General features: G+C 45.3%; 30 protein-coding genes and 3 tRNA genes. 11 read left to right on the top strand and 22 right to left on the bottom strand.

The genetic code is table 11. The features are described 5' to 3' along the window. Positions 1-27: 27 nt before the first annotated feature. Genes Q0882_RS05010 through Q0882_RS04990 form a run of 5 tightly spaced genes read right to left on the bottom strand, consistent with a single transcriptional unit; the run spans position 28 to position 5,457 of the window. Complete coding sequence (locus tag Q0882_RS05010; RefSeq protein WP_299178716.1) at positions 28-1,329, bottom strand: HD domain-containing phosphohydrolase; 1,302 nt, start codon at positions 1,327-1,329, stop codon at positions 28-30. Beyond that, positions 1,329-2,996: an ATP-binding protein gene (locus Q0882_RS05005; protein ID WP_299178714.1), complete on the bottom strand. Its 1,668-nt coding sequence runs from the start codon at positions 2,994-2,996 to the stop codon at positions 1,329-1,331. The genes Q0882_RS05010 and Q0882_RS05005 overlap by 1 nt, the downstream gene beginning before the upstream one ends. A gap of 12 nt (positions 2,997-3,008) precedes the next feature. After that, positions 3,009-3,827, bottom strand: a complete 819-nt coding sequence (locus tag Q0882_RS05000) for a phosphate/phosphite/phosphonate ABC transporter substrate-binding protein (protein WP_299178712.1) — start codon at positions 3,825-3,827, stop codon at positions 3,009-3,011. A 2-nt stretch (positions 3,828-3,829) separates the two neighbouring features. After that, positions 3,830-4,873: an HDOD domain-containing protein gene (locus Q0882_RS04995; RefSeq protein ID WP_299178711.1), complete on the bottom strand. Its 1,044-nt coding sequence runs from the start codon at positions 4,871-4,873 to the stop codon at positions 3,830-3,832. Then, entirely contained in the window at positions 4,870-5,457 is a 588-nt protein-coding gene (locus tag Q0882_RS04990) for a response regulator (protein ID WP_299178709.1), read from the bottom strand. The genes Q0882_RS04995 and Q0882_RS04990 overlap by 4 nt, the downstream gene beginning before the upstream one ends. Before the next feature lie 208 nt (positions 5,458-5,665). Between Q0882_RS04990 and Q0882_RS04985 the strand changes: the two genes are divergently transcribed. Together Q0882_RS04985 and Q0882_RS04980 are read left to right on the top strand one after the other, a co-directional pair. Beyond that, positions 5,666-6,205, top strand: coding sequence for a heme NO-binding domain-containing protein (locus tag Q0882_RS04985; protein WP_299178707.1), 540 nt, complete (start codon positions 5,666-5,668; stop codon positions 6,203-6,205). Next, positions 6,202-7,155 carry an ATP-binding protein gene (locus Q0882_RS04980; RefSeq protein ID WP_299178705.1) on the top strand — a complete coding sequence of 318 codons (954 nt, stop codon included), beginning with the start codon at positions 6,202-6,204 and terminating at the stop codon, positions 7,153-7,155. Before Q0882_RS04985 ends, Q0882_RS04980 begins: the two co-directional genes overlap by 4 nt. Positions 7,156-7,292: 137 nt before the next feature. Here the strand turns inward: Q0882_RS04980 and Q0882_RS04975 are convergent. The 6 genes from Q0882_RS04975 to Q0882_RS04950 form a co-directional block, all read right to left on the bottom strand. Further along, positions 7,293-7,379: transfer RNA gene (locus tag Q0882_RS04975), tRNA-Leu, on the bottom strand. Positions 7,380-7,386: 7 nt separating this feature from the next. Continuing rightward, positions 7,387-7,460, bottom strand: a tRNA-Cys gene (locus Q0882_RS04970). A 25-nt stretch (positions 7,461-7,485) separates the two neighbouring features. Then, positions 7,486-7,560, bottom strand: a tRNA-Gly gene (locus Q0882_RS04965). Positions 7,561-7,649: 89 nt separating this feature from the next. Further along, a complete protein-coding gene (gene pgsA / locus Q0882_RS04960; RefSeq protein ID WP_299178703.1) occupies positions 7,650-8,198 on the bottom strand; it encodes a CDP-diacylglycerol--glycerol-3-phosphate 3-phosphatidyltransferase in 549 nt (182 codons plus the stop codon). Positions 8,199-8,205: 7 nt separating this feature from the next. Beyond that, a complete protein-coding gene (uvrC, locus tag Q0882_RS04955) occupies positions 8,206-10,047 on the bottom strand; it encodes an excinuclease ABC subunit UvrC (protein WP_366915909.1) in 1,842 nt (613 codons plus the stop codon). A gap of 3 nt (positions 10,048-10,050) precedes the next feature. Beyond that, the gene (locus Q0882_RS04950; RefSeq protein ID WP_299178701.1) at positions 10,051-10,356 is read right to left on the bottom strand and encodes an excinuclease ABC subunit C; all 306 of its coding nucleotides are present in this window, start codon (positions 10,354-10,356) and stop codon (positions 10,051-10,053) included. Between the two features lie 77 nt (positions 10,357-10,433). Here Q0882_RS04950 and Q0882_RS04945 point away from each other — a divergent pair, with 77 nt between their 5' ends. Further along, the gene (locus Q0882_RS04945) at positions 10,434-11,225 is read left to right on the top strand and encodes a DUF1853 family protein (RefSeq protein ID WP_299178699.1); all 792 of its coding nucleotides are present in this window, start codon (positions 10,434-10,436) and stop codon (positions 11,223-11,225) included. Between the two features lie 58 nt (positions 11,226-11,283). Here Q0882_RS04945 and Q0882_RS04940 read toward each other — a convergent pair whose 3' ends face one another. Together Q0882_RS04940 and Q0882_RS04935 are read right to left on the bottom strand one after the other, a co-directional pair. After that, a complete protein-coding gene (locus Q0882_RS04940) occupies positions 11,284-11,415 on the bottom strand; it encodes a hypothetical protein (RefSeq protein ID WP_299178696.1) in 132 nt (43 codons plus the stop codon). Between the two features lie 128 nt (positions 11,416-11,543). Continuing rightward, positions 11,544-12,407, bottom strand: coding sequence for an NAD(P)-dependent oxidoreductase (locus Q0882_RS04935; RefSeq protein WP_299178694.1), 864 nt, complete (start codon positions 12,405-12,407; stop codon positions 11,544-11,546). A 233-nt stretch (positions 12,408-12,640) separates the two neighbouring features. On the opposite strand from Q0882_RS04935, the gene Q0882_RS04930 reads away from it, so the two are divergent. Beyond that, complete coding sequence (locus Q0882_RS04930) at positions 12,641-13,282, top strand: hypothetical protein (protein WP_299178692.1); 642 nt, start codon at positions 12,641-12,643, stop codon at positions 13,280-13,282. 200 nt (positions 13,283-13,482) lie between these two features. Beyond that, positions 13,483-13,992 carry a TlpA disulfide reductase family protein gene (locus Q0882_RS04925; RefSeq protein ID WP_299178690.1) on the top strand — a complete coding sequence of 170 codons (510 nt, stop codon included), beginning with the start codon at positions 13,483-13,485 and terminating at the stop codon, positions 13,990-13,992. A 25-nt stretch (positions 13,993-14,017) separates the two neighbouring features. Here Q0882_RS04925 and Q0882_RS04920 read toward each other — a convergent pair whose 3' ends face one another. From Q0882_RS04920 to truC, 4 genes are all read right to left on the bottom strand, one after another. Then, positions 14,018-15,196: an alanine--glyoxylate aminotransferase family protein gene (locus tag Q0882_RS04920; protein WP_299178688.1), complete on the bottom strand. Its 1,179-nt coding sequence runs from the start codon at positions 15,194-15,196 to the stop codon at positions 14,018-14,020. A 45-nt stretch (positions 15,197-15,241) separates the two neighbouring features. Beyond that, positions 15,242-15,994, bottom strand: coding sequence for a 5'-methylthioadenosine/S-adenosylhomocysteine nucleosidase (gene mtnN, locus Q0882_RS04915; RefSeq protein WP_299178686.1), 753 nt, complete (start codon positions 15,992-15,994; stop codon positions 15,242-15,244). A 96-nt stretch (positions 15,995-16,090) separates the two neighbouring features. After that, positions 16,091-17,104 carry a thioredoxin fold domain-containing protein gene (locus tag Q0882_RS04910; RefSeq protein WP_299178685.1) on the bottom strand — a complete coding sequence of 338 codons (1,014 nt, stop codon included), beginning with the start codon at positions 17,102-17,104 and terminating at the stop codon, positions 16,091-16,093. 18 nt (positions 17,105-17,122) lie between these two features. After that, positions 17,123-17,905: a tRNA pseudouridine(65) synthase TruC gene (truC, locus tag Q0882_RS04905; RefSeq protein ID WP_299178683.1), complete on the bottom strand. Its 783-nt coding sequence runs from the start codon at positions 17,903-17,905 to the stop codon at positions 17,123-17,125. A 135-nt stretch (positions 17,906-18,040) separates the two neighbouring features. On the opposite strand from truC, the gene Q0882_RS04900 reads away from it, so the two are divergent. From Q0882_RS04900 to Q0882_RS04875, 6 genes are all read left to right on the top strand, one after another. Beyond that, complete coding sequence (locus Q0882_RS04900) at positions 18,041-18,700, top strand: Bax inhibitor-1/YccA family protein (RefSeq protein ID WP_299178680.1); 660 nt, start codon at positions 18,041-18,043, stop codon at positions 18,698-18,700. Positions 18,701-18,775: 75 nt separating this feature from the next. Beyond that, positions 18,776-19,168 (top strand): sulfurtransferase complex subunit TusD, encoded by a 393-nt coding sequence (gene tusD, locus Q0882_RS04895; RefSeq protein ID WP_299178678.1) that lies wholly within the window; start codon positions 18,776-18,778, stop codon positions 19,166-19,168. Then, entirely contained in the window at positions 19,168-19,536 is a 369-nt protein-coding gene (gene tusC / locus Q0882_RS04890; protein ID WP_299178676.1) for a sulfurtransferase complex subunit TusC, read from the top strand. Before tusD ends, tusC begins: the two co-directional genes overlap by 1 nt. A 1-nt stretch (position 19,537) precedes the next feature. Continuing rightward, the gene (tusB, locus tag Q0882_RS04885) at positions 19,538-19,834 is read left to right on the top strand and encodes a sulfurtransferase complex subunit TusB (RefSeq protein ID WP_299178674.1); all 297 of its coding nucleotides are present in this window, start codon (positions 19,538-19,540) and stop codon (positions 19,832-19,834) included. A gap of 1 nt (position 19,835) precedes the next feature. Further along, the gene (locus tag Q0882_RS04880) at positions 19,836-20,147 is read left to right on the top strand and encodes a TusE/DsrC/DsvC family sulfur relay protein (protein ID WP_299178672.1); all 312 of its coding nucleotides are present in this window, start codon (positions 19,836-19,838) and stop codon (positions 20,145-20,147) included. Positions 20,148-20,336: 189 nt separating this feature from the next. Continuing rightward, positions 20,337-20,894 (top strand): chemotaxis protein CheW, encoded by a 558-nt coding sequence (locus tag Q0882_RS04875; RefSeq protein WP_299178670.1) that lies wholly within the window; start codon positions 20,337-20,339, stop codon positions 20,892-20,894. A gap of 53 nt (positions 20,895-20,947) precedes the next feature. Here the strand turns inward: Q0882_RS04875 and Q0882_RS04870 are convergent, their stop codons facing one another. The 5 genes from Q0882_RS04870 to Q0882_RS04850 form a co-directional block, all read right to left on the bottom strand. Continuing rightward, complete coding sequence (locus Q0882_RS04870; protein ID WP_299178668.1) at positions 20,948-21,355, bottom strand: secondary thiamine-phosphate synthase enzyme YjbQ; 408 nt, start codon at positions 21,353-21,355, stop codon at positions 20,948-20,950. 56 nt (positions 21,356-21,411) lie between these two features. Next, positions 21,412-22,512 (bottom strand): malate dehydrogenase, encoded by a 1,101-nt coding sequence (locus Q0882_RS04865; RefSeq protein WP_299178666.1) that lies wholly within the window; start codon positions 22,510-22,512, stop codon positions 21,412-21,414. A 136-nt stretch (positions 22,513-22,648) separates the two neighbouring features. After that, positions 22,649-23,542, bottom strand: coding sequence for a radical SAM protein (locus Q0882_RS04860; RefSeq protein WP_299178664.1), 894 nt, complete (start codon positions 23,540-23,542; stop codon positions 22,649-22,651). A 1-nt stretch (position 23,543) separates the two neighbouring features. Beyond that, the gene (locus tag Q0882_RS04855) at positions 23,544-24,323 is read right to left on the bottom strand and encodes a TatD family hydrolase (protein ID WP_299178662.1); all 780 of its coding nucleotides are present in this window, start codon (positions 24,321-24,323) and stop codon (positions 23,544-23,546) included. Between the two features lie 30 nt (positions 24,324-24,353). Further along, positions 24,354-24,704, bottom strand: coding sequence for a PilZ domain-containing protein (locus tag Q0882_RS04850; RefSeq protein ID WP_299178660.1), 351 nt, complete (start codon positions 24,702-24,704; stop codon positions 24,354-24,356). Positions 24,705-24,716 lie beyond the last annotated feature (12 nt).

The following is a 24,716-nucleotide window of genomic DNA, read 5'->3' as shown; positions in this document are numbered from 1 at the left end:
ATCATCTCCGGTTTGTGATTGGGGGGATTACTGCGCGATATAGATCTCTAGTGTTTCTTCCAGATTGAATTCCATCTCACGAATTCGTTCGATCGATGTTTCATCGAGTACCTGTTCCGAGCTGAGTAATAGAATCCCTTCATCACTGATCAGATCGCGGCTCAGTTTCATCCCTTTACGTAGTTGTTCACTGGATAGATGAGTATCTTTAAGCGTTTCACCATCTTTTGAGAGACGCTCGACCACCTCCGCCAGCAGACTCACCACGCTCTGGTCATAACGCTCAGGTGCAGTAGATTGCATAAAGTTGATCGCCTCTAGCGTACTAAACTGGCGTACATCATAAAGACCGGTAATCAACTCGACGTAGTCATTAACTATACAAAGGATCTTTGCCCTGCGCTGTATCTGATCCGCTTTTAAACCTTTTGGGTAGCCACTGCCATCAAGGTACTCTTTGTGCTGAAGGATGATCTGTCCAGCCGGATAGAGCGGTTTAACCATCAGGCATGCCGCTTGCGCTAAAACGGGGTGCACCTGAAATTCACGCTGTTTTTCTGGTTCTAACTGGAGAAATGGGATTTGCAGAAGCTCATCATTAAAACTGAGTTTTCCGATCTGGCGTAGTTGCCAGGCATAATAGAGCTGCTTCAGATCTTGCCCCTCAATACCGCTACGCGCAGCAACAGCAAGCAGAATTCGGTTGAGCTTCTGGTTCTCTTTAGATGCTTTGATACCCAGACGTCTGGCCGTAAGGGTAGAAAACATGCGAACAACGGCCCGGTAATTGTTTTTAATGCTTTCGTTGGCCTGTCGCAGTTGATCGGTTCGCTCCTGCACCTTGCCATCAAGTGATTGATTCAGCTCTTCCAGCGTTTGATTGAGCCGCTGTAACTCAGCATTTTTTTCCTGTGTCTGTTTCTGCAGCCGTTCATTTTCTTGCTTTAACGCAGACAACTCAAACCCTTTACGTACCAGTTTGAGAACATCTTCGTCCTCCCAGGGCTTAAGCAAAAAGCGACTGATTTTACCGCGGTTAATCGCATCTATGGTGGCTTGTGCATCGGCATAGCCTGAAATCACAATGCGCTCTGTATCTGGATACTTTGTAGCAGCCTCTTCAAGAAAGCTTTCCCCCCCCATCTCCGGCATCCGCATATCGCTTATCAACATATCGACCGGATGCTGTTCCAACAGCGTTAGCGCCTCTAACGGTGATACCGTTGTCAATACGTTACATCGAAGAGGCCTTAGCAGGCGCTTGAGTGAATTCAGCACCGCTTGCTCATCATCAACAAGAAGGATGGTATTGTTCTGGTAATCCGTCATTAAGCGCGTACTCCGTTATTCGCTGTCTCAGGCTTTTTTTCCGTTACCCTAGCCTGGTTCTGATTGATCGGCAGTTTCAAAGTGAAGCAGCTTCCTCTATCGGGCTCACTGTTCACTAGAATCTCGCCATGGTGATCTTCGATAATACTGAAAGAGATCGCTAAACCGAGACCGCTCCCCTCTCCAACAGGCTTAGTTGTGTAGAATGGATCAAATAGTTTACCCAACCGATCAGCCGGAATGCCACTACCGCTATCCTGTATCGCAACCTCTACATAATCATCAACGTTTCTGGTGGTGATGATTATCGTCCCCTCTCCAACAATCGCCTGCCCTGCATTGATCAGGATATTTAGTAGCACCTGCTTAATCTGACCAGGAATACACTCAACGAGAGGGATAGGTTCGAGGTTCAGGTTAACTGTACAGTGGTATTTAAGTTCGTTATTGACCACTTTAAGCGTTGTTTCGATACATTCATTAAGGTCTGTTGGTTCAAATTTTTCGGAATGGTCTACGTGAGAAAAGCTCTTCAAACTCTTAACGATCTCTTTCACACGATTTGAACCCTCTTGAGTATCTTTTAACAATTCATCAAGATCATCATTCATAAACTCCAGATCATACTGCTCCTCAAGGGACTTAAGCTTTTCAGCGTTTTTCTCGATCTCTGCATGATCATTGAGCTGATGGATCACCTGATACTGCTTAATCAGATCCCGGTAGTTATTGGCGTAGTTTTCGAGTGTCCTTAAATTACTGATCACGAAACCGAGCGGGTTATTAATTTCATGAGCAACACCTGCGGCTAATACGCCGACTGACGCCATTTTCTCAGACTGTAACAGTTTTGCCTGTGCAAGCTTGATCTCGCGATTGGCCTGCTCAAGCTCCCTGTTTTTCAATACAAGCTCCTCCGTTCGCTCCTGCACTCTCTGTTCAAGGTTGCGGTTGAGCTCCTTGAGTTGCTCTTCGAACTCATTTCTTCTTTGATGAGCCTCATGCAGATTGTTGGTCATTGCATTAAATGCACTGGCAACTTCTGCCACTTCATCTTTCCCTCTGATCGGAACTTGTGTTGCAAGGTTGCCTGAGGAGATCGATTTTGCTGCCTGTGAGAGCACTTTCAATTGTCGGGTTAGATAGGTTCCCAAAATAAAGGAGAACATCGCTACCAGACCCATCTCCAGCGCTGCAACTGTTGCACTGCGTCTTTCTGCCTCCGTAATAATTGCAGTGAGGCTATTGATATCCAGACCCAGCTCTACCCGGCCATAAACAGCTCCCCCTTCTCTGATCTCAGCAAATGTATCAAAGGTTCCATCACTGACATCCTCTGCATGGTGATCGGGGGTAAATTTACGTACCAGAAGCGTCTGCTCACCCGCTTGCGCAAATACTACGTCCTCAGGGCCTAGTACACGTGCATATACCAGATCGGGGTTTTTCATCACCTCTGATACAAAGGCATCGAGTGATGCCAGATCGTAGCTGAGCACCGCTTCCTTGGTCGTCGTTGCGAATAGTGTTGCTGTAGTTTGCGCACGCTTATTAAGGCTTTCGTAATTGGTGGTACGCAGGTAATCCAGCGTCATCGATACCAGTAATATCAGAAGGATCGCTTCGATAATGGCGATACCGAGAATGGTTTTTAGCCTAAGAGACACATCAACTCCTTATCAATCCTGAAGAAGATGATCCAGGAGTGTTATATTCAGGGCTCTTACGTCATCCCAATCGCTGTCCTCTGCTCTCTCCATCCCTTTAAAATTAATCGTTTTCAGGAGCACCTGCCCATCCGGATCGCTATTCATCTGAAGGAGCGCCTGCTGTAAACGTGATACCGTTTCTGAATCCAACCGCGGATGGACAGCAAATGCATGAGGGGTATAGCCAGGAGTTGACCAAAGCACTTTGAGTTTCTGTTTCACTGCAGGGGTCGTGTTATTGAGCGTTCTCATCACCCCCCCACCCGCTGGGAATAACTCTCTTGAAACAGTCAGGTAGACGGAATCATGGGATGAGACATATTTAGGTGTAATGTTGATTCCCTCAACGGCCATTTTGGCTCTGGGTAGTACACTGGCTGCGAAAGCCGCTGGTGAAGGAAAGGCCAGTGTCATGCCATCCAGCTCATTCAGTGATGTCACAGAACTCCCTTGAGGGACAACAACGATACCCTTGATTCGCTTATCCTTCTGTTTGATTATCGCCTGATACCCCGGTTTTTGATTGAAGACGGTGTAATGGTATGGATTCATGTACGCCAGATCATATTCCCCTGCTAAAACACGTTTCTCAAACGTGGGGATATCCTGGGCCGTGGCAAACTGTACTTTCAAACCTGACTTGTCGCTCAAATAGGAGTTGATTGGGGTCCAGAGCTTGGCTAGTTTTTTCGCTGATTGCTGAGGCACAATCCCAAAGGTGATCGTTTCTGCGTGTATCGGGGTTGATAGGAAGCCGCATAGACAGGTTATCCATATGCATTTTTTCATTTTTATTCACTCCCTGTCGTCTGATTCATTTGTGCGTATTTAGTGATCGTTTCAGGTATTTCATTCATATTAGCCCCCATCTGCGATTGCTTCGCAATATAGAGCAGGCAGGTCGTTTGTGATATAGGTGATTGTGACAACGGTTGTGACTGATACAACACTGCCTCGCAGAACTCTTTATCAAAGCCCCAGAGTGTCAGGAGGTATGCTCCAATCAGATCGGACTGGTTATCCCAGGGCTGTGTGATCGTTCCTAAAGAGTGAAGCAATCCAAGCATGTAAGCCTTCTCAACTGACTGAGCGTTATGCCCAGCCTGCTCAGATATTTCACGCATCAGCAGTGCAGTCTGTTCTGAATCAACGAAACCGTGACGACAATGACTATCACTCATTAAAGCCATCACTACGATTAGTTGTCTCAACAGTTCAAATCCGAGCCTGACAACAACTTGTTCGAGATTAAATGTACGGCTCTGATAACCAAAAAAACTGGAGTTTGCGACTTGAACAAGCTTAGCTGTCATCGCTGCATCTTTGTTAATAATCGAGACAACTGCCTCGACCTCTGGCTCGCAGTGTGTATTGAGATAAGAGGAAAATTCGTGAAACACATGCGGTAATATGGGGAGATTCTGCATACGACCTAACTGCATTCTTTGTTCATCATCTATTGGGAGTTTCCTGAGTGCATAAGCCCGATCGAGAAGATCTGATAGTTCAGACTGTTCGAACGGTTTAGGTAAAAAAAGATGTGCGATATTAGCCGAGGCAAGCAGCGTAGAATCTCCGGTGTCTCCACTCAACAGCACACGTAGCACATCTGGTACGCGCTCTTTGACCAATGAGAGCAGAGTGACCCCATCCATCTCGATCATCTTCAGATCTGCTACAACAACAGATACCGGGCTGGAAACAATCAGACTCAATGCAGCTTGAGGTGATGATTCAAAAACAAAATCCCACCTATCTGACTGATCTCGTAAGCTGCGCTTTATCGATCTTAGTACAGGCTTTTCATCATCAATAAATACCGCTTTCATCATCATCGCTTCTTCCCCCTAACCCGTGATGAATCAGTGACAAGCTGATCAACTGCATTAAGCAGGTCCGAATTTGTAAATGGCTTCTGTAGATAGGCATCAGCACCGGATTCTACCGATTGTTGAAGGAGGGATATTTCAGCGGATGAGATCACCAGGATCTTAGTACCAACCGTATCCATGTTGCTGCGTACCTGTTTTATCACCTCCATTCCGTTAATTCCGGGCATATTAAGATCTAAGGTCATTAAAACGGGCTTTCGTCTGACGAGTTCACTGCCAGCTTCAAATCCGTCCAGTGCAATTTCTGTAGGGTAGCCAGCACTGCGCATGACTCGCTGAATTGCCTTTGCGACAGCAGGCTCATCATCAACGATTAATATCAGATCACGTTCATCTGGCTTAGTGGGATTCGCTAATGGGATATTGTGCTTCTGGAGAAATTTGAGCAGGTCCTCTTCCGTGACTCTGTTATTGCCACGCCCGGGTAGCTTGAAGCCAATCAGATCACCACGCTCTATCCAGCGTATAACAGTACGTTGAGTTACATCACATATCTGAGCAATGTCACCTGTTGTATAGGTCTTCATCTCGATGTCCGGAAACCGACTTATGTCTTTAGATAATATAAACATAGTCGCAACCTTCACATTTGTCACAAATGTCTGATAAATCGTTGCGTTAAAGGCCAGATATAGTAGTCAATACGTGTCAAATGCCTTAATGACCGGACTTTTGTGACAACTAATTTTGTGGGCTATAGTGAAACCATCTTATGGTCAGTATTGGGTAGCCAATATGAAAGGTGTGGTTTTTAATATCCTCGAGGAGATGGTAATTTCCAACGAAGGGATGCAGGTATGGAACAACATATTGCAGTCACAACAGCTTGAGGGGATCTACACTGCAGGCGATAGCTATCCGGACTCAGAACTGTTTGCCCTTGTTAATGAGATTTCTGCACAAACAGGGGTTCCCTGCGAGAAACTTATCGGTCACTTCGGTGAATTTCTTTTCTCTCAGCTTGCTGAACGCTTCCCAATGTTTGTTGATAGCAAATCGGACTTGATAGCTTTTCTTAGAAGTGTTGATTCTGTGATCCACCTCGAGGTAAAGAAGCTGTTTACAGATCCATCTCTCCCCCGCTTTGAATATGAAGACCTCTCAGATGGTCGCCTGCTGATGCGTTACCATTCTCCAAGAAGGTTATGCATTCTGGCAGAGGGGCTGATTCGAGGAGCGGCATCCCTCTATAAAACTGAGATAGAGCTTGAACATGAGGTTTGTTGCCATAAAGGAGATTCTCACTGTGATCTAATCGTCAGGATTATCGAATGAGTGATAGCAATCCTTATGAACTGGCCTATCAGCGTGAACGAAAAGCCCGTCTCAAAGCGGAGAAGTTGCTCGAGGATAAATCACGAGAACTCTATCTGCAGAACCGTCGCCTTGAAGAGAGCTACCAACAGTTACAAAAACAGCAAGCTCATATGCTAACTCAGGATAAGCTTGCAACTCTGGGGACCCTTTCTGCTGGGATCGCGCATGAGGTCAACAACCCATTGGCATTCGTTAAGAGTAATTTTGAATCTTTACAGCAATACCATCAGGCTTATGACTCTGTCATTGAACGGGTTGTGCAGTTAAAGCCTCAACTTCCAGAATCCTTGCTTAAGGAAATTGAACAGATTTTACGTGAGATGGATATTGAATTTATTCAGGAAGATCTGCCTGAATTGATGCAGGATACCGCTGAGGGACTTACCAGGGTTAAAGATATCATCCAAAACTTGAGAAACTTCTCCAGAACCCAAGCCAGTGATCGTGTAAAGTCAGATGTAGTTGATGGCCTCCACAGTACGTTGAAATTACTCAGTAGTGAACTGAAAAACAGTGTCACGCTTGATCTCAATCTAGCGCCGGTAGGGCCAATCATCTGTAACCCCAATGAACTGAATCAGGTCTTCTTAAACATTATTCTCAATGCTAAACAGGCAACAGAGGCAATCACCCATCCGGTTATCCAGATAACAAGTAATCAGGACTCTGAATCTGTTTTTATCACGGTCAGGGACAACGGCTGCGGTATGTCAGAAGAGACTCGCAATCAAATTTTCGTACCATTTTTTACGACGAAAGCTGTCGGAAAAGGCACAGGGATGGGATTAGCCATCGCATACAGTATTATTCAGGAGCATGGGGGCGATATCATGGTTGAAAGCGAACCCGGCAAAGGAAGCCTTTTTACCATCAAATTACCCAAAAAAGAGAGAAATCAGGGGGCGTAGAAAAAGTAAAAGATTGGGTGGTGCCAAGCTTATATCTGCGAAATACCACTATCTGATGTATCAGAATGACAAGTATGTGAAATACCCTAAAGATCTATCTGAATAAGTATTTGCTTACGAGGAAGGTGCTGAAACAATGGTGCCCGAGACCGGAATCGAACCGGTACGATCTTTCGATCGGGAGATTTTAAGTCTCCTGTGTCTACCAATTTCACCACCCGGGCGAAGAGATGGAGGCGCGGGTCGGAATCGAACCGGCGTACACGGAGTTGCAGTCCGCTGCATGACCACTCTGCCACCGCGCCTCATAGAACTTGCTTTGCATTACTTTGGAGCGGGAAACGAGGTTCGAACTCGCGACCCCAACCTTGGCAAGGTTGTGCTCTACCACTGAGCTATTCCCGCTCTGCCGTAGCAAGTGGTGCGTATTATAGAGACCCCGCCCTATATGTCAACACCGTATTACAAAAAAAATTTGCTTAATTATTAACCACTTACATCTCTTCCGTCAGAGCTGGCCAAGCAGCTCTAAGGTACTGATACATAGACCATAAAGTTAAAATTGCGGCCAGATAAAGGGCAATAATACCTGCCCATGAAATATCGGTGTAAGGTTCAGCAACAATCATTAGCATAATCGCAAGCATCTGCAGAGCCGTTTTGACTTTACCGATGTAGGAAACAGCAACGCTTGCACGTTTTCCGACTTCAGCCATCCACTCCCTGAGAGCAGAGATAACGATCTCACGACCGATGATCACAACTGCCGGAATAGTAATCCAGGGTGTAGAATAGCTGTCCACCAGCAGAACCAGTGATATTGCAACCATCAACTTATCGGCAACCGGATCAAGAAAAGCGCCAAAAGGCGATGATTGATCCAGTTTTCTAGCCAGGTAGCCATCTAACCAGTCAGTAAACGCCGCCACTGCAAAGATACATCCCGTTGCAATGGGTGCCCATTGGTAAGGCAGGTAAAAAGCCAGCACAAAAACCGGTATCAATAATATGCGCAAGCTTGTAAGTATATTAGGTATTTTCATCTAATCTTCATGCATTCGGATGGAGGGCCGCATAGATCTCTTCGGCTATAGTGCGGCTTATACTAGAGACTTTTGCAATTTCTTCAACACTGGCGCGCTCAACTTCCTGTATTCCACCGAAGTGACGCAACAATTCACGCCGTCTTTTAGGGCCTACACCAGGGATATCTTCAAGTACAGACCGCTTACGAGCTTTGCCTCTTTTAGCACGATGGCCGGTTATTGCAAAACGATGTGCTTCATCACGTATATGTTGCAACAGATGAAGCGCAGAGGAGTCACTATCGAGAACGGTCTCTTCTCCAGTATCTCCTGAGATCAAAACTTCAAAACCGGCTTTACGTGTTGGTCCCTTCGCTATTCCAATGACCAGTACCTGATCGATCTCGAGCTCATCAAGAACCTCCATCGCCTGAGTGACCTGACCTTTACCACCATCAATGACAAGTAGATCAGGTAGTTTCGCCTCTCCCTTCTTAATCCGTTTATAGCGACGATTCAGGGCCTGATGCATGGCTGCATAATCATCACCGGCTGTAATATCATTGATATTGAAATGACGATAATCCGATTTCAAAGGGCCATTTCTATCAAACACAACACATGAAGCTACGGTCGCTTCACCTGAACTATGACTGATATCAAAACACTCTAAACGTTTTGGAGGCTCATCCATATTCAGAAGCTCTTGAAGTTCAAGGTAACGCTTATAGATATTCTGCTTATTAGCCAGAAAACTCCCAAGCTGTTGCTCAGCATTGGTTTGTGCCAACTTTAACCATGCAGAGCGCTCACCTCTTACACTGTGCGACAGTGTAACCTTTTTATTCCGTTGTTCTCTGAGTGCCGCTTCAACACAGCTTTTATCTTCAATCTCAACCGGGGTGATCACATACGAGGGAATTTCACGCTGGGCTCCCAGATACCATTGGGCTACAAAAGAGGAGATAATCTCTTCCGGGGTCTCCTCTATAGAAACCTTAGGGTGATGGACCTTGCTGCCAATAACTCGTCCCCCTCTGACAAACAGCATATGGATACAGACCCCACCAGGCTTCATCGCAAATCCAATCACGTCTGCATCACCCTGAAGGCCTGAAACATATTGCTGCTCCTGAACCTTTTGTAAGCTGATCAGTTGGTCCCTGAGCTGTGCTGCATATTCAAAGTGGAGTTCGGCGGCAGCACTTTCCATCTGGGTAGCCAGTTCATCCATCACTGCGCTATTTTTCCCATCCAGAAACATCGCTGCATGGCGAATATCTTTCTGGTATTCATCTGTAGAGATCGCTTTAACGCAGGGCGCTGTGCAGCGCTTAATCTGAAACTGAAGACAGGGGCGAGAGCGATTTTTAAAAAAACTATCATCACACTGCCGAATCTTAAAGATCTTCTGCAACAGATTCAGACTGTCGCGGACAGCTCCCCCACTGGGATAAGGGCCAAAATAGCGGCCGCTTTTACGTTTGGCGCCTCGGCTAAAACGAACAGCTGGATATTCCTCTTTATCCGAAATAAAGATATAGGGGTAGGATTTATCGTCTCGAAGGAGAATATTATAGGGGGGACGATACTGTTTAATCAGGTTTTGCTCTAGCAGCAGCGCTTCTGTTTCACTGTTAGTGACCGTGACCTGAATATCGGTAATTTTTGTTACAAGGGCCCGGGTTTTAACATGGAGCCCGGTTGTTCGAAAGTAGCTGCTGACCCGGTTTTTTAAATTTTTGGCCTTACCGATATACAGGAGTTTTTCCTGTGCATCGTACATCTGATAAACACCCGGACGTGTTGTCAGCTGCTGTAGATAAGCCTTGGCGTCAAATTGATCTGAGATGTTCTCGTCTGGCACGTTCTAATCTTCTGTTTTAGCCTTGAGCTTGCGTGTATCCATATATTCATGGGTGGCTATTCGGTGTATCTCTTCGAGGGCGCTCATTGTTTCTTCCGTGATCCCTGCCCCGCGAGACAGCGAAACCTCCAAGTACACACCGATTTCGGCGTAATAACACAGTTGGGCATCGGTATTTCTAGCCCGGCGTAGTTTGGTCAGCGAGATCTGAGCACCATTAACCAGAATGGTATTAATGTCAGATTCTGAGAGCATGACCTCACGCTCTTGTTCACTTAATGGCCTAGTATTCGGTTTTAGACGACTCATTTTTATTCTCTTACACACAGCCTGAATTTGCCTCATACTTTAAGCATAAAAAAAGGCGCTGTAACTAGATAATTGATATGAATAGCGATTATAGCTGGATTCTTAACTCCCCCTCACTCATGAGCATAGCTACAGAACAATCTGCTCTCAGTTGGTTCTCGGATACTCTGCATACTCATGAGGATATGATTCAGCCACCTGAAATCACACAGCATCGACTTGGACTCTATTATGAAGATCTGGTCTATCAACTGATCGGCTCATCCCGGAGGCTTATCGATTTAAAGCGTAATGTTAAAGTTTTTGACGGTCGCATCACTAAAGGTGAATTTGATTTCATCGGTAATACAGACTTGGGTGGATTCCATCTCGAGTGTGCAATTAAATTTTATCTTCGGACAGAGAGTGGCTCTGAGTTACACCACTTTATAGGGCCAGGTAAAAAGGATCGGCTTGATCTTAAGTGGGAGAGGATGAATTCACATCAACTTATGCTCTCTTCTGACTCGCTGGGAATCCAAGCATGTGAAGCTCAGGGTGTTTATCCAAAGCTCAAACTGCTGTTAATTCAGGGGTACCTGTTCCACCCTTTTGGGGAAGGTTCACCAAATGTCCTTCATCAGGCTATCAACCCCTTCCACGCACAAGGTTGGTGGCTGAAGCATCATCAACTTGGGAGGCTCAAGCATGATGGATTTTATGTTGTGATGATCAAGCCCAGGTGGCTCACTCCGGACACGTCAACACGAATGAACCTCGCTCAGCTCACTGAATTAGTGATCGGGTTAAATAATCCGGTTTTGATCTGTAGAGTAGATAGACAAGGTGGGGAGATTGATCGTGGCTTTGTGGTTCCTGATAGCTGGTAAAGCTAAAAGAGATTAACCGGGCTGTTCAGAGAGTTCTGAAAGCCCGGTTATTTACAGCTTATTTGTCTGCTGCTGCCGCATCTTTCGCGATCACTTTTTTCAAAGTAGCGATACCAACCACTGTACCGATAATCATTGCAGCTACAATGACAAGGCTCGGTGCGACAGAGATCATGCTGTATTTATCCATAGAACTGTCCTCGATATTTTTTAGTAGTAATAGATGAAATATCGAGCGCTATTATAGAGAGCATTTTTTTTCTGTCTATGCACCCATAGCCCACAATACCCACAAATATTGCAGGACTACTGCGTCACTTATTTTTCCAAGCGCTTTAACAGGCTTGAGGTATCACAACGACCACCGCCCATCTCCTGCACATCAGCGTAGAATTGATCCACGATCGCAGTGACTGGAAGACGTGCACCATTTTTACGAGCTTCATCCAGAACGATATTTAGGTCTTTGCGCATCCAATCAACCGCAAAGCCAAAATCAAACTCATTATCGATCATAGTTTGATGGCGGTTAACCATCTGCCAGGACCCCGCCGCGCCATGCTGGATAACGTCAAACACTTGTGCTGGGTCGAGACCCGCTCGTTTGGCAAAATGAACGCCTTCAGACAGGGCCTGAACCAGTCCACCAATACAGATCTGATTCACCATCTTGGCTAACTGCCCTGCCCCCGCATCACCCAGCAAGCGAATTGATTTGGAATAGCACTCCATCACAGGTTGGGCCAGCTCAAATGTATCGGCATCACCACCCACCATGACACTTAGAACACCATTCTCTGCGCCCGCCTGACCGCCAGAAACGGGGGCATCTAAAAAGCCGATCCCTTTATCCTTTGCGGCCTTATCAAGTTCGCGTGCAATATCAGCGGAGGCCGTAGTGTGATCGACTAGAATCGAGCCAGATTTCATTCCCTGAAACACACCCTTCTCACCACAGGTTACCTCTCGCAGATCATCATCGTTACCGACACAGGTAAATACGATCTCAGCGCCTTGAACGGCTACAGCCGGAGTAAGGCTAAAATCACCTGCATAATCATCTTTCCAGGCTTCCGCTTTTGTAGTGGTTCTGTTGTATACCCTGACGTCATGACCGGCTTTCGCTAAATGACCCGCCATGGGATAACCCATTACACCCAAACCGATAAATGCAACTTTCATAGTAATCCTTATACAGCGTCTGCTTGAACTGTTTAATATTAATGTGTTCAGAGTATAAATGAAGACAGGACAAACTCCATCACATGCTAGCATCCTATAACTTTGCTATTATTGACGCGCTTTCTGGCCATATTCAAAAAATAGTGCAGTATCCCCGCCCTTAAAAAACATTGCCAAGCGAAGCAGTAACTATCTGAACTATTATCATAGCTATGGATCGACAAGAATCAGTCATGAACGGAACGAAAATTAAAATAATTACAGGCATCAAGGATCTTTTCCTACTGACCCTCTTAACGCTTGCGGCACCATTCGTAATCGCCATTGACGTGCTCATTATCGGCTTTAAAGGTATACCTGAGACCTCAGTCACCGAACTAATGCAGGAATGCCTGCTTTTCATCTCAACGGTTTTATTTGGAACGAGAGCGTTACGCATGCCCAAGTCGAGGGGGTTTTTGGTACTGGTTTCGGGCTTTTTTGCTTGTCTTTTCATCCGTGAGCTGGATGCCTATTTTGACAAAATTCATCACGGGTTCTGGCTTTGGCCTGCCCTGAGTATCGCTGTAGCCGCAATCATTTTTGCGCTATTTTACCGCAAGACTATTGCACGTCCGATGGCTGATTTCATTGGCACTAAATCGTACTACCATCTTCTCTTTGGATTGATCATCTTACTGGTTTTAAGCCGCGTTCTCGGGAGCGGAACACTGCTATGGAAGCCTGTCATGGGTGAGGCCTATGACTATGCATTCAAGTCAACCCTACAAGAGGGCCTCGAACTGTTTGGCTATATGCTCATTGCCTATGGTTCATTCCTATTTTACAGACAGAGTAAGTGTACTGAAAACGACGAACATGCTGTGACAGGCTGAAAGAACAGGGGCGCGTGCTCAAAACGTGCCAGCGCCTATTCACGTTCCTGATTCACAATAAAAACCCGCTACTACCAGACAAAACAGATTCTGGTTCAATGATGCGGTTGTATTATTCTCCTTAAAGCTAAGAGTTCTTTCACTGAAAGATTCGACAACTCTGATAAAATTAGATTCTTTCATGATCTGTAGGGCTGGAAATGAAATCCTTTCTATCCATTTTTTTGTTGTTAAGCCTCTGTTTCAGTAGCTACGCCTCTGAAACAGATAAAGTGTCGATTTATGAACTGAGCTTCAATAACGTTGACCAACAGTCAATCAGTCTGGCTGATTTTGAAGGCAAGGTAATACTGGTGAATTTCTGGGCTACGTGGTGCCCTCCATGCGTTAAGGAGATGCCGTCGATGCAGAGGCTGAGATCACATTTTGATAGCCACCCCTTTGAAATTATCGCTATTAATGCTGGTGAAGATCCAACAACAATCTCCAGCTTTCTCCTTGAACTCGAAACCGAACTCACCTTCCCAATTCTATTGGATGAACAAAACCGTTCATTTAATGAGTTTGGGATTCGGGGGCTACCGATGTCGATTCTGTTTGATCAGAACGGAAAGCTGGTTGAAACCATTCTTGGCGGCAGGGAGTGGGATAGTCCTGAGGCGATTAGCAAAATCGAGAAGTTGTTAGAAAAGAAGCAGCCAGCAGCTTAAACACTGCTGGCCACGAGTAGCACAATTATTCTGCCAGTACAGCAGCCGCTGCCTGAGCTGCAACCCCGATATTGATCGGTGCATTCATACCTGCCAGGGTATTTTCAAGCGCATCCAGACATAACATCACATTGCGTTGGGAGCATGCGGTGCCCATCAATCCTATCCGCCATACTTTGCCCGCCAGTGCTCCGAGGCCAGCACCAATTTCCAGGCTGTAATTCTGAAGCAATGCTGTACGTACAGCCGCATCATCAACCCCTTCCGGTATTACAACTGAGTTGAGCTGTGGAAGTCTGGACTCTTCATCCACCAGAAAGCTAATGCCCATAGCTTCCAGACCAGCTTTTAGCGCGCGATGATATTTTTCATGACGTTTCCAGGCATTTTCCAAGCCCTCTTCCTCAAGGATTACGAGTGCTTCGTGCAGCGCATAGAGAGAGTTAACAGGTGCGGTATGATGATAAGCTCGCTTACCACTGCCCCCCCAATAACCCATCACCAGATTCTTATCTAAAAACCAGCTTGGTACAGGGGTTTTACGATTTTTAACTGCTTCTACCGCTTTCTCACTGAAGCTAACCGGAGAGATACCCGGTGGGCATGACAGGCACTTTTGAGTTCCCGAATAGATGGCATCAACACCCCACCCATCAACATCGACCTCAATCCCCCCCAGCGAAGTTACTGCATCAACAATTGCCAGAGCGCCATTATTCCGCGCAAGTTCGCACAATGCCTTGGCATCTGAACGAACGCCCGTTGATGTTTCAGCATGTACAAATGCTAACGCTTTTACATCCGTATTTTCTGCAAAGGCAGCTTTAACCTTCTCAATATCTACCGGTTTGCCCCACTCATCTTCGATAAGAATGCATTCACCACCGAAACGCTGAACGTTCTCTTTCATACGCCCACCGAAAACACCATTTTGGCAGACGATCACTTTATCACCCGGCTCAACCAAGTTAACAAAACACGCCTCCATACCAGCGGAACCCGGAGCAGAGACTGGCATTGTGAGTTCGTTTTCGGTCTTGAACAGACGTTTAAGCATGCCCTTGACCTCGTCCATCATGCGGATAAATTCGGGATCTAGGTGACCAATGGTTGGTCGTGACATGGCAGAGAGTACGCGTGGGCTGACATCTGATGGCCCAGGGCCCATCAGTGTCCGTACAGGAGGGTGAAAAGAGGTTGTCATTTAAAGGCCCTTATAGTGCTTAAAGTTACAAAGGCCTTATTTGTATCAGTTGGAGGCTAACTCATCAATCATTGCGATGATCATTTCAGCAGAATGTTTAGCTGCAGTGATAAGGAATTGGTCGAATGAGACGCCAGATTCTTTACCTGCGATATCTGATAATGCACGGATAATAATAAAAGGTGTACCAAATTGAAGGCAGGTCTGAGCAATCGCAGCGGCTTCCATCTCAACAGCTTTCATCTGCGGAAACAGCTTACGCTTACGTTCAACCCGGTCTGGATCATTCATAAACTGATCACCCGTTGCTATTAACCCGCGCACTGTTTTCATACCATCCATGCGGGCAATACACTTTTCTGCCACAGCGGCCAGTGTCTCATCAGGGGTATATGCAGCGGGCTGGCGTGGCACCTGGCCGTATTCGTAGCCAAATACGGTCAGATCAACATCATGGTGTCGTACTTCAGATGAGATCACAATATCACCCACATTCAGTTCAGGATCATACCCACCAGCTGAGCCAGTATTGATGATACAGTCAGGCTTGAATGTTTGCAGAAGAATGGTCGTACCAATAGCGGCATTCACTTTACCGATGCCTGATTTGAGAAGAACGATCTCTTTACCATGCAGCTTACCCGTAAAAAGATGATAGCCAGCGATAACATGATCTTCTCTGTTATCAAGTGAGGCTTTTAATAGCTCTACTTCTTCATCCATCGCACCTATAATTCCGATGCGAATATCACCGCTTTTCTGCTCCAGCAGATCAGCCATATTATGCTCTGTGCTCATCTAGGAAACGTTCCGCCCTGATTGGTCTTTATAAGGTTCAAAAACACGGCGATTAGATCATAGCTTTTGCAAAAAAAATAGCTTTATCGCCTATGCTTACTGGGTTATTACAACTTTTTCACCTTGTGCTCGCAATCTATCAGCCCGTTCATTGATGTAGCGCTGAAATTGAGGCATTCGCGTATAAATCTTGTCACTGACAAACTCTAATGCGGTATTAAAATGAAATGCCTGAACATAGCTGTCAATTCTTAGCTGCTCTTTAATATCAGCATCAAACAACACTACACTTGGGAAGTAACTCAACCCCAAATCTTCAGCCCACTGGCGGGCAGTCTTTTGATCACCTGTAAAATCCGTTATTACCTTCTCGCTACCGAGATCCAGTCTAATTGCATTGAATTGCTTAAGAAGAGAATGTGTATCTTTACGTGTTAGCACTTGGCGGTGCAGCTGGTCACAATCTTTGCACCCTGGGTACTCAAATAACAGCAACGTTGGTTTGTCGTTTATAGTTTTTTTAAGATTTTCTGATTCCTTAAGTACATCCGACGGATATAAGGAAGCCGATACATCCTGCTCAATGAGTATCTGAGCCAGCGACCTGTCAGTTTTACCAGTTCTGACGTAATCCAGGACCTTAGCGAACACCTGTTTATTTCGGTAGCCATCAATTCTTAAAATGGGATCAGCCCCCTTTTGGAAAAACAGAAGCGTCGGTGTGTATTGAATCTTCCACTTCAGGGCCAGATCCTTCTCACTCAAAACCTCTCCATCCGGCAATGTTACCTCCCGATCACCCCAGAGGTTTAAAGCGATAACATCAAAATATTGCTGAATATAATTGCTAAGGTGAGGATCCAGGAGGCTCTGCTGGACAAAATTAAAGCAGTAGGGGCAGCCCGCCTGATGAAAATAGATCAACAGATTCTTCCCATCCTCTTGAGCTTCATCGATATCATCTGCCAGCTCTAAAAAACTATCTTTGAACCAGTGGGGTTCATCTATTGCTGAGCCACTATATTGGAGCAGACGAGTTTCAACTGAGGGATTAGCGAAAAGTAATGCGCTTGAGATCAGCAGAGTAAATAAGACAATGACTTTGCGCATAAACTATGACCCCCATTATTACCCATTCTCAATAGTCTGGTCTGGGTTTGATGATTCCACAAGGGGAGCTGGATACAGTCCCTGCCATTCAAACTTTTTGAATAACTGATCTGTGAATTGATCAACAGCAGCAGGAATCTTCATTATCTGCCCTGTTACAGGGTGTTTAAATTCAATCTCTGTTGCCATTAACATAAGGCGATCAAGCCCAAAACGGGCTTTCAGGGCTTTATTATGTTTATTGTCGCCGTGTGAAGTATCCCCGGCAATAGGATGGAATATATGTTTCATATGACGACGGATCTGGTGCTTTCGTCCTGTTTCTGGGCGAACTTCTACCAGAGAGTAACGAGCAGTTTCGTAACGCCCTACAGGCATCTGTAACTCTACAGTGGCTAAACGTCGATAGTGAGAAACAGCATCCTGTGCTTCTTTATCTTTTTGCGCATACTTATCAGCTATTTTGTCGAGCTGTTCTTTCAACGGGTAATCGATCGTATCCGCTTCCTGAGTGTAACCTCGTGACATACAGAGATAGGTTTTTTGCACTTCACGCTGAGCAAAAATAAGATTCATTTGCTGTGCTATCTCTTTGTTTTTACCGAATAAAATAACACCGGAAGTAGGTCTGTCCAAACGATGAATGGTATATGGGCTCGCACCGTTAAAATAGTTTTTTAACATCGAAGCAAGATTTGGTGTCCCGCGAGGGGTCAGCCAACTAGGATGGACCAACAGACCAGAGGGTTTATTGATAGCAATAAGGAATTCATCTTCAAAAAGTATGTCTAACTCTGTCATAACGGCCTGGTAAATATCGTATAAAAGCGTACGGATTCTACGCTGACTTAATTCTAAGTAAAGAATCCTTGAAAAACCCACTAAAATACTTATATATAGAGCTAACTAAATAGGGAATTTATTCCAGAGGGTAACATGCGTAACATCAACACATATGAGTCCCGTTCCGAGCAGAGCGCTCTGCAGACGAATAAGGTACTTCGTAATACATATTTCCTGCTGGGTATAACCTTGGCATGGTCCGCGTTGGTTGCTGGTATAGCAGCCGTTCTTGCTCTCCCGCACCCAGGTTTTTTGATTACAATTGTTGGTTTCTATGGCCTGCTCTATCTAACTGAGAAAAACCGTAACAGCAGCCTGGGACTGGTGTTTGTATTTCTGCTGACTGGATTTATGGGGTACACCCTAGGACCCATCATCAATTATGCAACAGCAGGTGGCGGTAGTGAGATCGTCATGACAGCCTTGGGCGGTACCGCTCTGACATTCTTTGTCACTTCAGCCTATGCATTGACGACAAAGCGTGATCTTTCATTCCTCGCTGGCATGTTGATGGCGGGTTTTGTTGTGCTATTGGTCGCGATCATTGCTAACATCTTCCTGCAGATGCCAGCATTAACACTGGCTATCTCTGCGATGTTCATCCTGTTCTCTTCTGCTGCTATCATGTTCACAACACAGCAGATAGTGAATGGTGGCGAGACTAATTATATTTCAGCTACAGTGACCCTGTATGTGTCTATATACAACATCTTTATCAGCCTGCTGAATATTCTCGGCATTATGGATGACTAAGCTGTCCACCTAATTAAAAAAGCCCCGCTTTCTTTGTTAAGATAGCGGGGCTTTTTTTTCTGATGCGATTTACACATGAAGTTTTCACTTGTCATACAGGCGTCACCTTTTAGCCATCAATCTACAGCAACTGCTTTCAGGTTTGCGCAAACCCTGCTGGACGAAGGTCATGAACTCTTCAGGGTCTTCTTTTATGCTGAAGCAACGTTGATAGCCAATAATCAGATCTGCTCCCCCCAAGGAGAAGCAGATCTGCCACAGCAGTGGCAAACGCTCGCCGAAGAGCATCAACTTGACCTGGTTGTTTGTATTGCAGCGGCGGTTAAACGCGGGGTTATCGATGATAATGAGGCCAAACGCTATGAGAAAGCGTCTGGCAACCTTCGTGAGACTTTCGAACTGTCAGGCTTGGGTCAGCTGGCAGAAGCCATCGCTGTCTCAGATCGTGTCATAACCTTTGGAGCCTGATGATGAGCGAAAAAAAATCTGTCTTAATCATCAATCAGAAAAGCCCATATGGGGATGCAGCGGCACGCGAGTCTCTGGATATCGCCCTGACCTGCTCTATCTTTGAGATGCCCGTTACTTTGCTATTCTGCGGAGATGCTATCTTTCAGCTCCTTAAAGATCAGCAGCCAGGCAAGATTCAACAGAAAAAAATTGAAGCGATGCTAAGTGCGCTTCCGATGTATGACATCACAGAGATCTATGTTGAACATGATTCCCTGATACAAAACGGTCTGACAGATGAAGACCTCTGCTTACCTGTGACGCTGATTGACCAATCAAGCATATCTCAATTAATTAACCTGCATGATACGGTGCTGACATTCTGATATGACACTGCATATTTTAAATAAGTCGCCCTCTGCAGATGCATTGATCAAAAGAATGCTCTGCGCAATTGAAGATGGTGATGCAATTATAATGATCGAAGATGGAGTTTTAGGCGCATTGGATGCGCATCAAGGTCTATTCTCCTCCATTCCTGATAATGTTGCTCTCTTTGCTTTGGAAGCTGATTTAGAGGCACGCGGTATTACCTCTCGAATATCTGAGCAGGTTAGTATTGCCGACGACAAACAGTTTGTGGTGCTCTGTAGCGATATGGATAAAACGGTAAGCTGGTACTGAAATGGATATTGAGTTCGACGATGAGGGCTACCTTCGCAGCTTACAGGACTGGAACCAAAGCGTTGCTGAACAGATCGCACAGCAAGAAGGTATTGAATTAACACCTGCTCACTGGGAGTTGATTGAGGTCATTCGGGAGTTTTATCAGTTGTTTGAACACTCCCCAGCAATGCGCCCGCTGGTGAAAGCGGTTACTCTAAAGCTGGGGAGTGATAAGGGAAAAAGTATCTACTTGATGAAACTATTCCCTGGTAGTCCGGCGAAACTCCTTGCAAAAATTGCGGGACTGCCAAAACCAGACAACTGCCTTTAAGGCAAAAAAGACCAGAATTAGACCCTCATTTTGTTTAAAGTCATCTATTGCTGGTCTATCCTAGAATAAAAAATAATCCCCTACTTTCAAGGATCTTAAAGCTGTGGGATACTCAAATGAATCAAGTTACATTCTTAAAATATAGATTGAGAGTGTTTGATAGTTGTAACTACGAATAGGTAACCGACTATGGGTCTAGAAGCAGCAGCTGAGCACCTTAAAGCATTACAAGCTGAGCAGGCTATTCATCAGCAGGCAAATGATGGTAAACGCTCTAATCAAGAAGAGGTAGTCTACCATCAGTGGGCGACATTCAAAGTTGATAATGAGTTATACGGTATCGATGTTGTTCAGGTCAAAGAGGTGCTTCGCTACAGCGAAATAACACCTGTTCCCGGTTCTGACTACTTCATTCAGGGGATTATCAATCTGCGTGGGAATGTAGTTACCGTAATCGATACTCGCCAGATGTTCGGTTTAAGCCCACACACACCAGATGACGATACCCGGATCATTGTAGTGGAATACAATGAACAGGAAGTAGTCGGCCTGGTAGTTGATAGTGTTGATGAGGTTATTAACCTACCTCAGAATGATATTGATCGCGCACCAAATGCGACAGGCGAAGAGACAACGAAACGCTTTGTGCAGGGAGTATGCTACTACAATAATATCCTGATCATCTTACTAGATCTTTTAAAGATGCTTCAGAGTGTTACTCCAATGGATACGGGCGAAGAGTTCTAATTTTCCGAAATATTATAAAAGGCTGCATTAGCAGCCTTTTTTATTGGCCTTTTTTAGTTCCCAATATGCACCGCTACGCTTCTCTCTGAAGCATTATGCCGGTGCTCCCAACAATAGATCCCCTGCCAAGCCCCAAGACATAAACGTCCAGCTTTGAAGGGAATGGATAATGAGGTTGCTGTGAGGGCACTTTTAATGTGCGCTGGCATATCATCATCACCCTCAAGGGTATGCGTATAAATCGAATCTCGTTCAACTACCAGCCTGTTGAACCAATTTTCAAGATCAACCTTAGCACTGGGATCAGCATTCTCCTGAATAGTAAGACTGGCACTGGTATGCTGAATCAGTAAGGAGCATAGTCCAGATTCTAATGTGGACCTGTCGATTAAATTCTGGACCTGATATGTGAACTCATAAAGCCCCTGCCGCCCTGTTCTGACCTTAATAATCTCAACCATAAAAAATGCCCCTTCATTTGAAGAGGCACTTTAGCAGAAAAATGAGGTTAAGCTACTTACATGACACGGTTGGTCGTCATGAATTTGCTCTCAGAATCAGGTCCTGTGTTGTCAGCATATAACGTGACACCGGAACGAAGGCAGATTGAAAGGTTCTGATGAGAAGCTTCAGTCTCTTTAGGTAACAGATGTTCGACGATAGCCTTCTCGTCTAACAACTCCTGCTCTGTATCTGTTAAGCGCTGACGGCTAAATTCATTAATCTCAATATCATGAACAATCTGATATCGCCCATAGTTACAACGAACCGGGAAGGAGTAGAAGATACCTTTAGCAATTCCATAGCTGCCATCACTGAGAATTCCCATACTGATAATTTCAGTTGGATCAGTTCCTAAGACCCAATCTCTCATCTGGTCGACAATAGCCTGAGCAGCAGAAGCGGCACTGGAAAGTCCACGGGCATCAATAATCTCTGCGCCACGTTTTTGTACCTTAGGAATAAACTCATCCCGATACCACGTCGTATCAATCTGTGACATAGCGGGCTTACCCAGAATGGTAGCCTGATGAAGATCCGGGTACTGAGTGGCTGAATGGTTACCCCATATCATAATGCCGCCAATATCACGTGTAGTTGCACCACTGTGATTTGCAAGAATCCCTTTAGCTCTGTTGTGATCAAGACGTGTCAGACAGGTAAACTGAGAAGGACTCAGATCAGGTGCATTACGGCTAGCAATCAGTGCGTTGGTATTAGCCGGGTTGCCTGTGATCAACACTTTTACATCACGGTTTGCAAAATCATTCAACGCTTTACCCTGGCGAGCAAAAATTTCTGCGTTTTCCTCAAGCAGGTCGCTACGCTCCATCCCCGGCCCACGAGGCTTGGCACCCACAAGAAGTGCGTAATGGGCATTCTTAAATCCATCTTCAACATTATCGTGCAGTGTAATGGTGTGCAGCAGAGGATACGCGCAGTCCATCAACTCCATAGCAACACCACGAAGTGAGTTCATTGCATGCGGAAGTTCGATTAATTGAAGAATAACGGGCTGATCTTTGCCCATCATTTCGCCTGCAGCGATTTTGAATAGAAGGCTATAACTGATGGCGCCAGCAGCACCTGTAACAGCGATACGAACAGGTCTTCTCATGTGCTTATTACCTCACGGTATATTCTTATAATTATAAAGAATTTACTTTATACCAAAGTATAAACACAAAATATAGAAATGTAATTAATTCTCTCGTACTTAATTTAACTATTTAAAAGATACGTTAGTATCAAACTTACAGCCCCCGCATTCTCTCACTCCGAAGAAATACCCTATCCTCGTGATTCAAAGCAGCATCTATGCTCTGCAATAACATCGGCTTATCTCTACCCAGCACCCCCTTTAAAACCAGATAATTGGAAGCATGATCGCTTCTAAATATCGTTTTCTTAAGCTCGAGAGTACTAAGCAACGTTTTCATCTCTTCAATCAGCTGCATTTGATTACAGGCGGTAAAATCGCCTCCAAACGCTTCTCTAAATCGCTGTTCACCCTGCCGGAAGAACAGAACAAGTGTTGCCAGGTACTCAGGTTGTGCTTCATTAACTAATCTGGCGGAGTCTAATGCATGTTGAGCACTGTAATTAACGCCCCCCATGCCATTGATGATCATCACAGATGATTTGATGCCTGCTGCTTTAATTTTTAGCAATGACTCGAGCGTGGAATCATAGGTTTCACCTTTATCTATCTTGGCTAGAACCTCATCATTTCCACTTTCAGCACCCACATAAAGCAGTTCAAGACCCAGCTCTTTCAGCTCTGCTAACTCCTCCACTGATTTCTTGATCAGATTACGAGGCAAACAGTAGGATGATACTCGCGTAACTGATTGCAGGTAGGTTCGAATAGATATCAGAATCGCTTTGAGGCGTTTTACCGAAAGTGCCATAGCATCGCCATCTGCAAGGAACACACGTCTCACCTGACCCAGCGATTCTGCACAGTTACGAATCTCTTGATCAATGTCAGCCTGAGGTTTAGGCCTGAACTTTTTTTGCGGTAATGTGTACATCTCACAGAAGGTGCAATTGTTCCAACTACAGCCATTAGTGACCTGAAGAATTAAAGAATTAGCCTCACTTGGGGGGCGAAAGACCGGCTCGATATAATTGATAGGAGGGTACATATCAGACATCCGCTTTACTAAACAGCCGATAGAAATTATCTGTGGTAACTGCTGCTATCTCAGATAAGCTAACGCCTTTCAGGTCGGCTATGCATTGTGCAACTTCGACCACATATTTAGGTTCATTTTTTTTACCCCGATGAGGTACGGGCGCAAGATAAGGGGCATCGGTTTCAATTAAAATACGTTCCAGTGGCACCTTCTTAACAACCTCTCTAAGCTCTTCCGCATTGCGAAAGGTAGTAATGCCGGAAAAAGAGATGTAGTAGTTGAGGTCCAGAGCCGATTTGGCCATACCCCAATCTTCCGTGAAACAGTGAAGTACCCCTGCACTGTCAAGGTCTCCGTACTCTTTAATCATCGCCAGAGTATCTTCTCTCGCAGCTCTGGTATGCACTATTACAGGCATTTCGAGCTGAGATGCCGCCACAAGATGATTGCGAAAACTCTGCTTCTGCAGTTCAACTGTATCTTGTTGGTAGTAATAATCCAGCCCAGTTTCACCAATTGCGACAATGCGCTTCTTTCCGGCAGATTCGATCAGTTGCTCTACCGCTACCTGCTCCTTATCCGCACTCAAAGGGTGAACACCAACAGAGGCAAAAATAGAACTATGCGGTTTGATCAGTTCATACATCGGCTCAAACTGTTCCATCGAAATAGATACACAAAGCATCTTGTCGATATCACGATCTTTTGCAGACTGAAGCATCGCTTCAAAATTATTTTCATACGGAGACAGGTCAATCCTGTCCAGGTGACAGTGAGAATCTATAAACATAAAGATGGGAGTTTCGGCTTAGTCGACCAGTTAGAGCGCGTTTGTTTTACGTTCAGAGTTAAGCGCGCCTGCGAGGTAGGTCTCAATTTTGTTGATTAAGGTTGAGTCATCCGGAGATAGCTGTATCCCAATGCCGGGGGTACGACCACCCTGAGCACCCTTTGGTGTAACCCACACTACCTTGCCAGTTACAGGGATCTTGTCACCCTCTTCCATCAACTCGAGAAGCATGAACACCTCTTCACCCAAGTGATAAGAACGAAGGGTTGGAATGAATAGACCGCCATTAGAGATATATGGCAGGTAAGCCTGGTACAGCTCTTCTTTAGTCTTGATAGTTAAAGACAGAATACCGTGACTTAAACGCGGAACTGCTACCATATCGGTTCTATT

The organism is uncultured Neptuniibacter sp., from assembly GCF_947498015.1.
In the GTDB taxonomy this organism is placed as follows: Bacteria; Pseudomonadota; Gammaproteobacteria; order Pseudomonadales; family Balneatricaceae; genus Neptuniibacter.
The sequence above is the reverse complement of the archived record's forward strand: the minus strand, read 5'-3'. Positions and strand labels throughout refer to the sequence as shown.

What these genes read in the sequence shown, in the direction of transcription:
- tusB (WP_299178674.1), top strand. Translation starts at nt 19,538, where the DNA reads ATGACACTGCATATTTTAAATAAGTCGCCCTCTGCAGATGCATTGATC.
- Q0882_RS05000 (WP_299178712.1), bottom strand. Translation starts at nt 3,827, where the DNA reads ATGAAAAAATGCATATGGATAACCTGTCTATGCGGCTTCCTATCAACC.
- Q0882_RS04850 (WP_299178660.1), bottom strand. Translation starts at nt 24,704, where the DNA reads ATGGTAGCAGTTCCGCGTTTAAGTCACGGTATTCTGTCTTTAACTATC.
- Q0882_RS04875 (WP_299178670.1), top strand. Translation starts at nt 20,337, where the DNA reads ATGGGTCTAGAAGCAGCAGCTGAGCACCTTAAAGCATTACAAGCTGAG.
- Q0882_RS04880 (WP_299178672.1), top strand. Translation starts at nt 19,836, where the DNA reads ATGGATATTGAGTTCGACGATGAGGGCTACCTTCGCAGCTTACAGGAC.
- Q0882_RS04855 (WP_299178662.1), bottom strand. Translation starts at nt 24,323, where the DNA reads ATGTTTATAGATTCTCACTGTCACCTGGACAGGATTGACCTGTCTCCG.
- Q0882_RS04870 (WP_299178668.1), bottom strand. Translation starts at nt 21,355, where the DNA reads ATGGTTGAGATTATTAAGGTCAGAACAGGGCGGCAGGGGCTTTATGAG.
- Q0882_RS04910 (WP_299178685.1), bottom strand. Translation starts at nt 17,104, where the DNA reads ATGCGCAAAGTCATTGTCTTATTTACTCTGCTGATCTCAAGCGCATTA.
- Q0882_RS04945 (WP_299178699.1), top strand. Translation starts at nt 10,434, where the DNA reads ATGAATAGCGATTATAGCTGGATTCTTAACTCCCCCTCACTCATGAGC.
- Q0882_RS04995 (WP_299178711.1), bottom strand. Translation starts at nt 4,873, where the DNA reads ATGATGATGAAAGCGGTATTTATTGATGATGAAAAGCCTGTACTAAGA.
- truC (WP_299178683.1), bottom strand. Translation starts at nt 17,905, where the DNA reads ATGACAGAGTTAGACATACTTTTTGAAGATGAATTCCTTATTGCTATC.
- Q0882_RS04925 (WP_299178690.1), top strand. Translation starts at nt 13,483, where the DNA reads ATGAAATCCTTTCTATCCATTTTTTTGTTGTTAAGCCTCTGTTTCAGT.
- Q0882_RS04980 (WP_299178705.1), top strand. Translation starts at nt 6,202, where the DNA reads ATGAGTGATAGCAATCCTTATGAACTGGCCTATCAGCGTGAACGAAAA.
- pgsA (WP_299178703.1), bottom strand. Translation starts at nt 8,198, where the DNA reads ATGAAAATACCTAATATACTTACAAGCTTGCGCATATTATTGATACCG.
- Q0882_RS04900 (WP_299178680.1), top strand. Translation starts at nt 18,041, where the DNA reads ATGCGTAACATCAACACATATGAGTCCCGTTCCGAGCAGAGCGCTCTG.
- Q0882_RS04985 (WP_299178707.1), top strand. Translation starts at nt 5,666, where the DNA reads ATGAAAGGTGTGGTTTTTAATATCCTCGAGGAGATGGTAATTTCCAAC.
- Q0882_RS04865 (WP_299178666.1), bottom strand. Translation starts at nt 22,512, where the DNA reads ATGAGAAGACCTGTTCGTATCGCTGTTACAGGTGCTGCTGGCGCCATC.
- Q0882_RS04940 (WP_299178696.1), bottom strand. Translation starts at nt 11,415, where the DNA reads ATGGATAAATACAGCATGATCTCTGTCGCACCGAGCCTTGTCATTGTA.
- Q0882_RS04920 (WP_299178688.1), bottom strand. Translation starts at nt 15,196, where the DNA reads ATGACAACCTCTTTTCACCCTCCTGTACGGACACTGATGGGCCCTGGG.
- Q0882_RS05010 (WP_299178716.1), bottom strand. Translation starts at nt 1,329, where the DNA reads ATGACGGATTACCAGAACAATACCATCCTTCTTGTTGATGATGAGCAA.
- tusD (WP_299178678.1), top strand. Translation starts at nt 18,776, where the DNA reads ATGAAGTTTTCACTTGTCATACAGGCGTCACCTTTTAGCCATCAATCT.
- Q0882_RS04860 (WP_299178664.1), bottom strand. Translation starts at nt 23,542, where the DNA reads ATGTACCCTCCTATCAATTATATCGAGCCGGTCTTTCGCCCCCCAAGT.
- Q0882_RS04990 (WP_299178709.1), bottom strand. Translation starts at nt 5,457, where the DNA reads ATGAAGACCTATACAACAGGTGACATTGCTCAGATATGTGATGTAACT.
- tusC (WP_299178676.1), top strand. Translation starts at nt 19,168, where the DNA reads ATGATGAGCGAAAAAAAATCTGTCTTAATCATCAATCAGAAAAGCCCA.
- Q0882_RS04950 (WP_299178701.1), bottom strand. Translation starts at nt 10,356, where the DNA reads ATGAGTCGTCTAAAACCGAATACTAGGCCATTAAGTGAACAAGAGCGT.
- Q0882_RS04930 (WP_299178692.1), top strand. Translation starts at nt 12,641, where the DNA reads ATGAACGGAACGAAAATTAAAATAATTACAGGCATCAAGGATCTTTTC.
- mtnN (WP_299178686.1), bottom strand. Translation starts at nt 15,994, where the DNA reads ATGAGCACAGAGCATAATATGGCTGATCTGCTGGAGCAGAAAAGCGGT.
- Q0882_RS04935 (WP_299178694.1), bottom strand. Translation starts at nt 12,407, where the DNA reads ATGAAAGTTGCATTTATCGGTTTGGGTGTAATGGGTTATCCCATGGCG.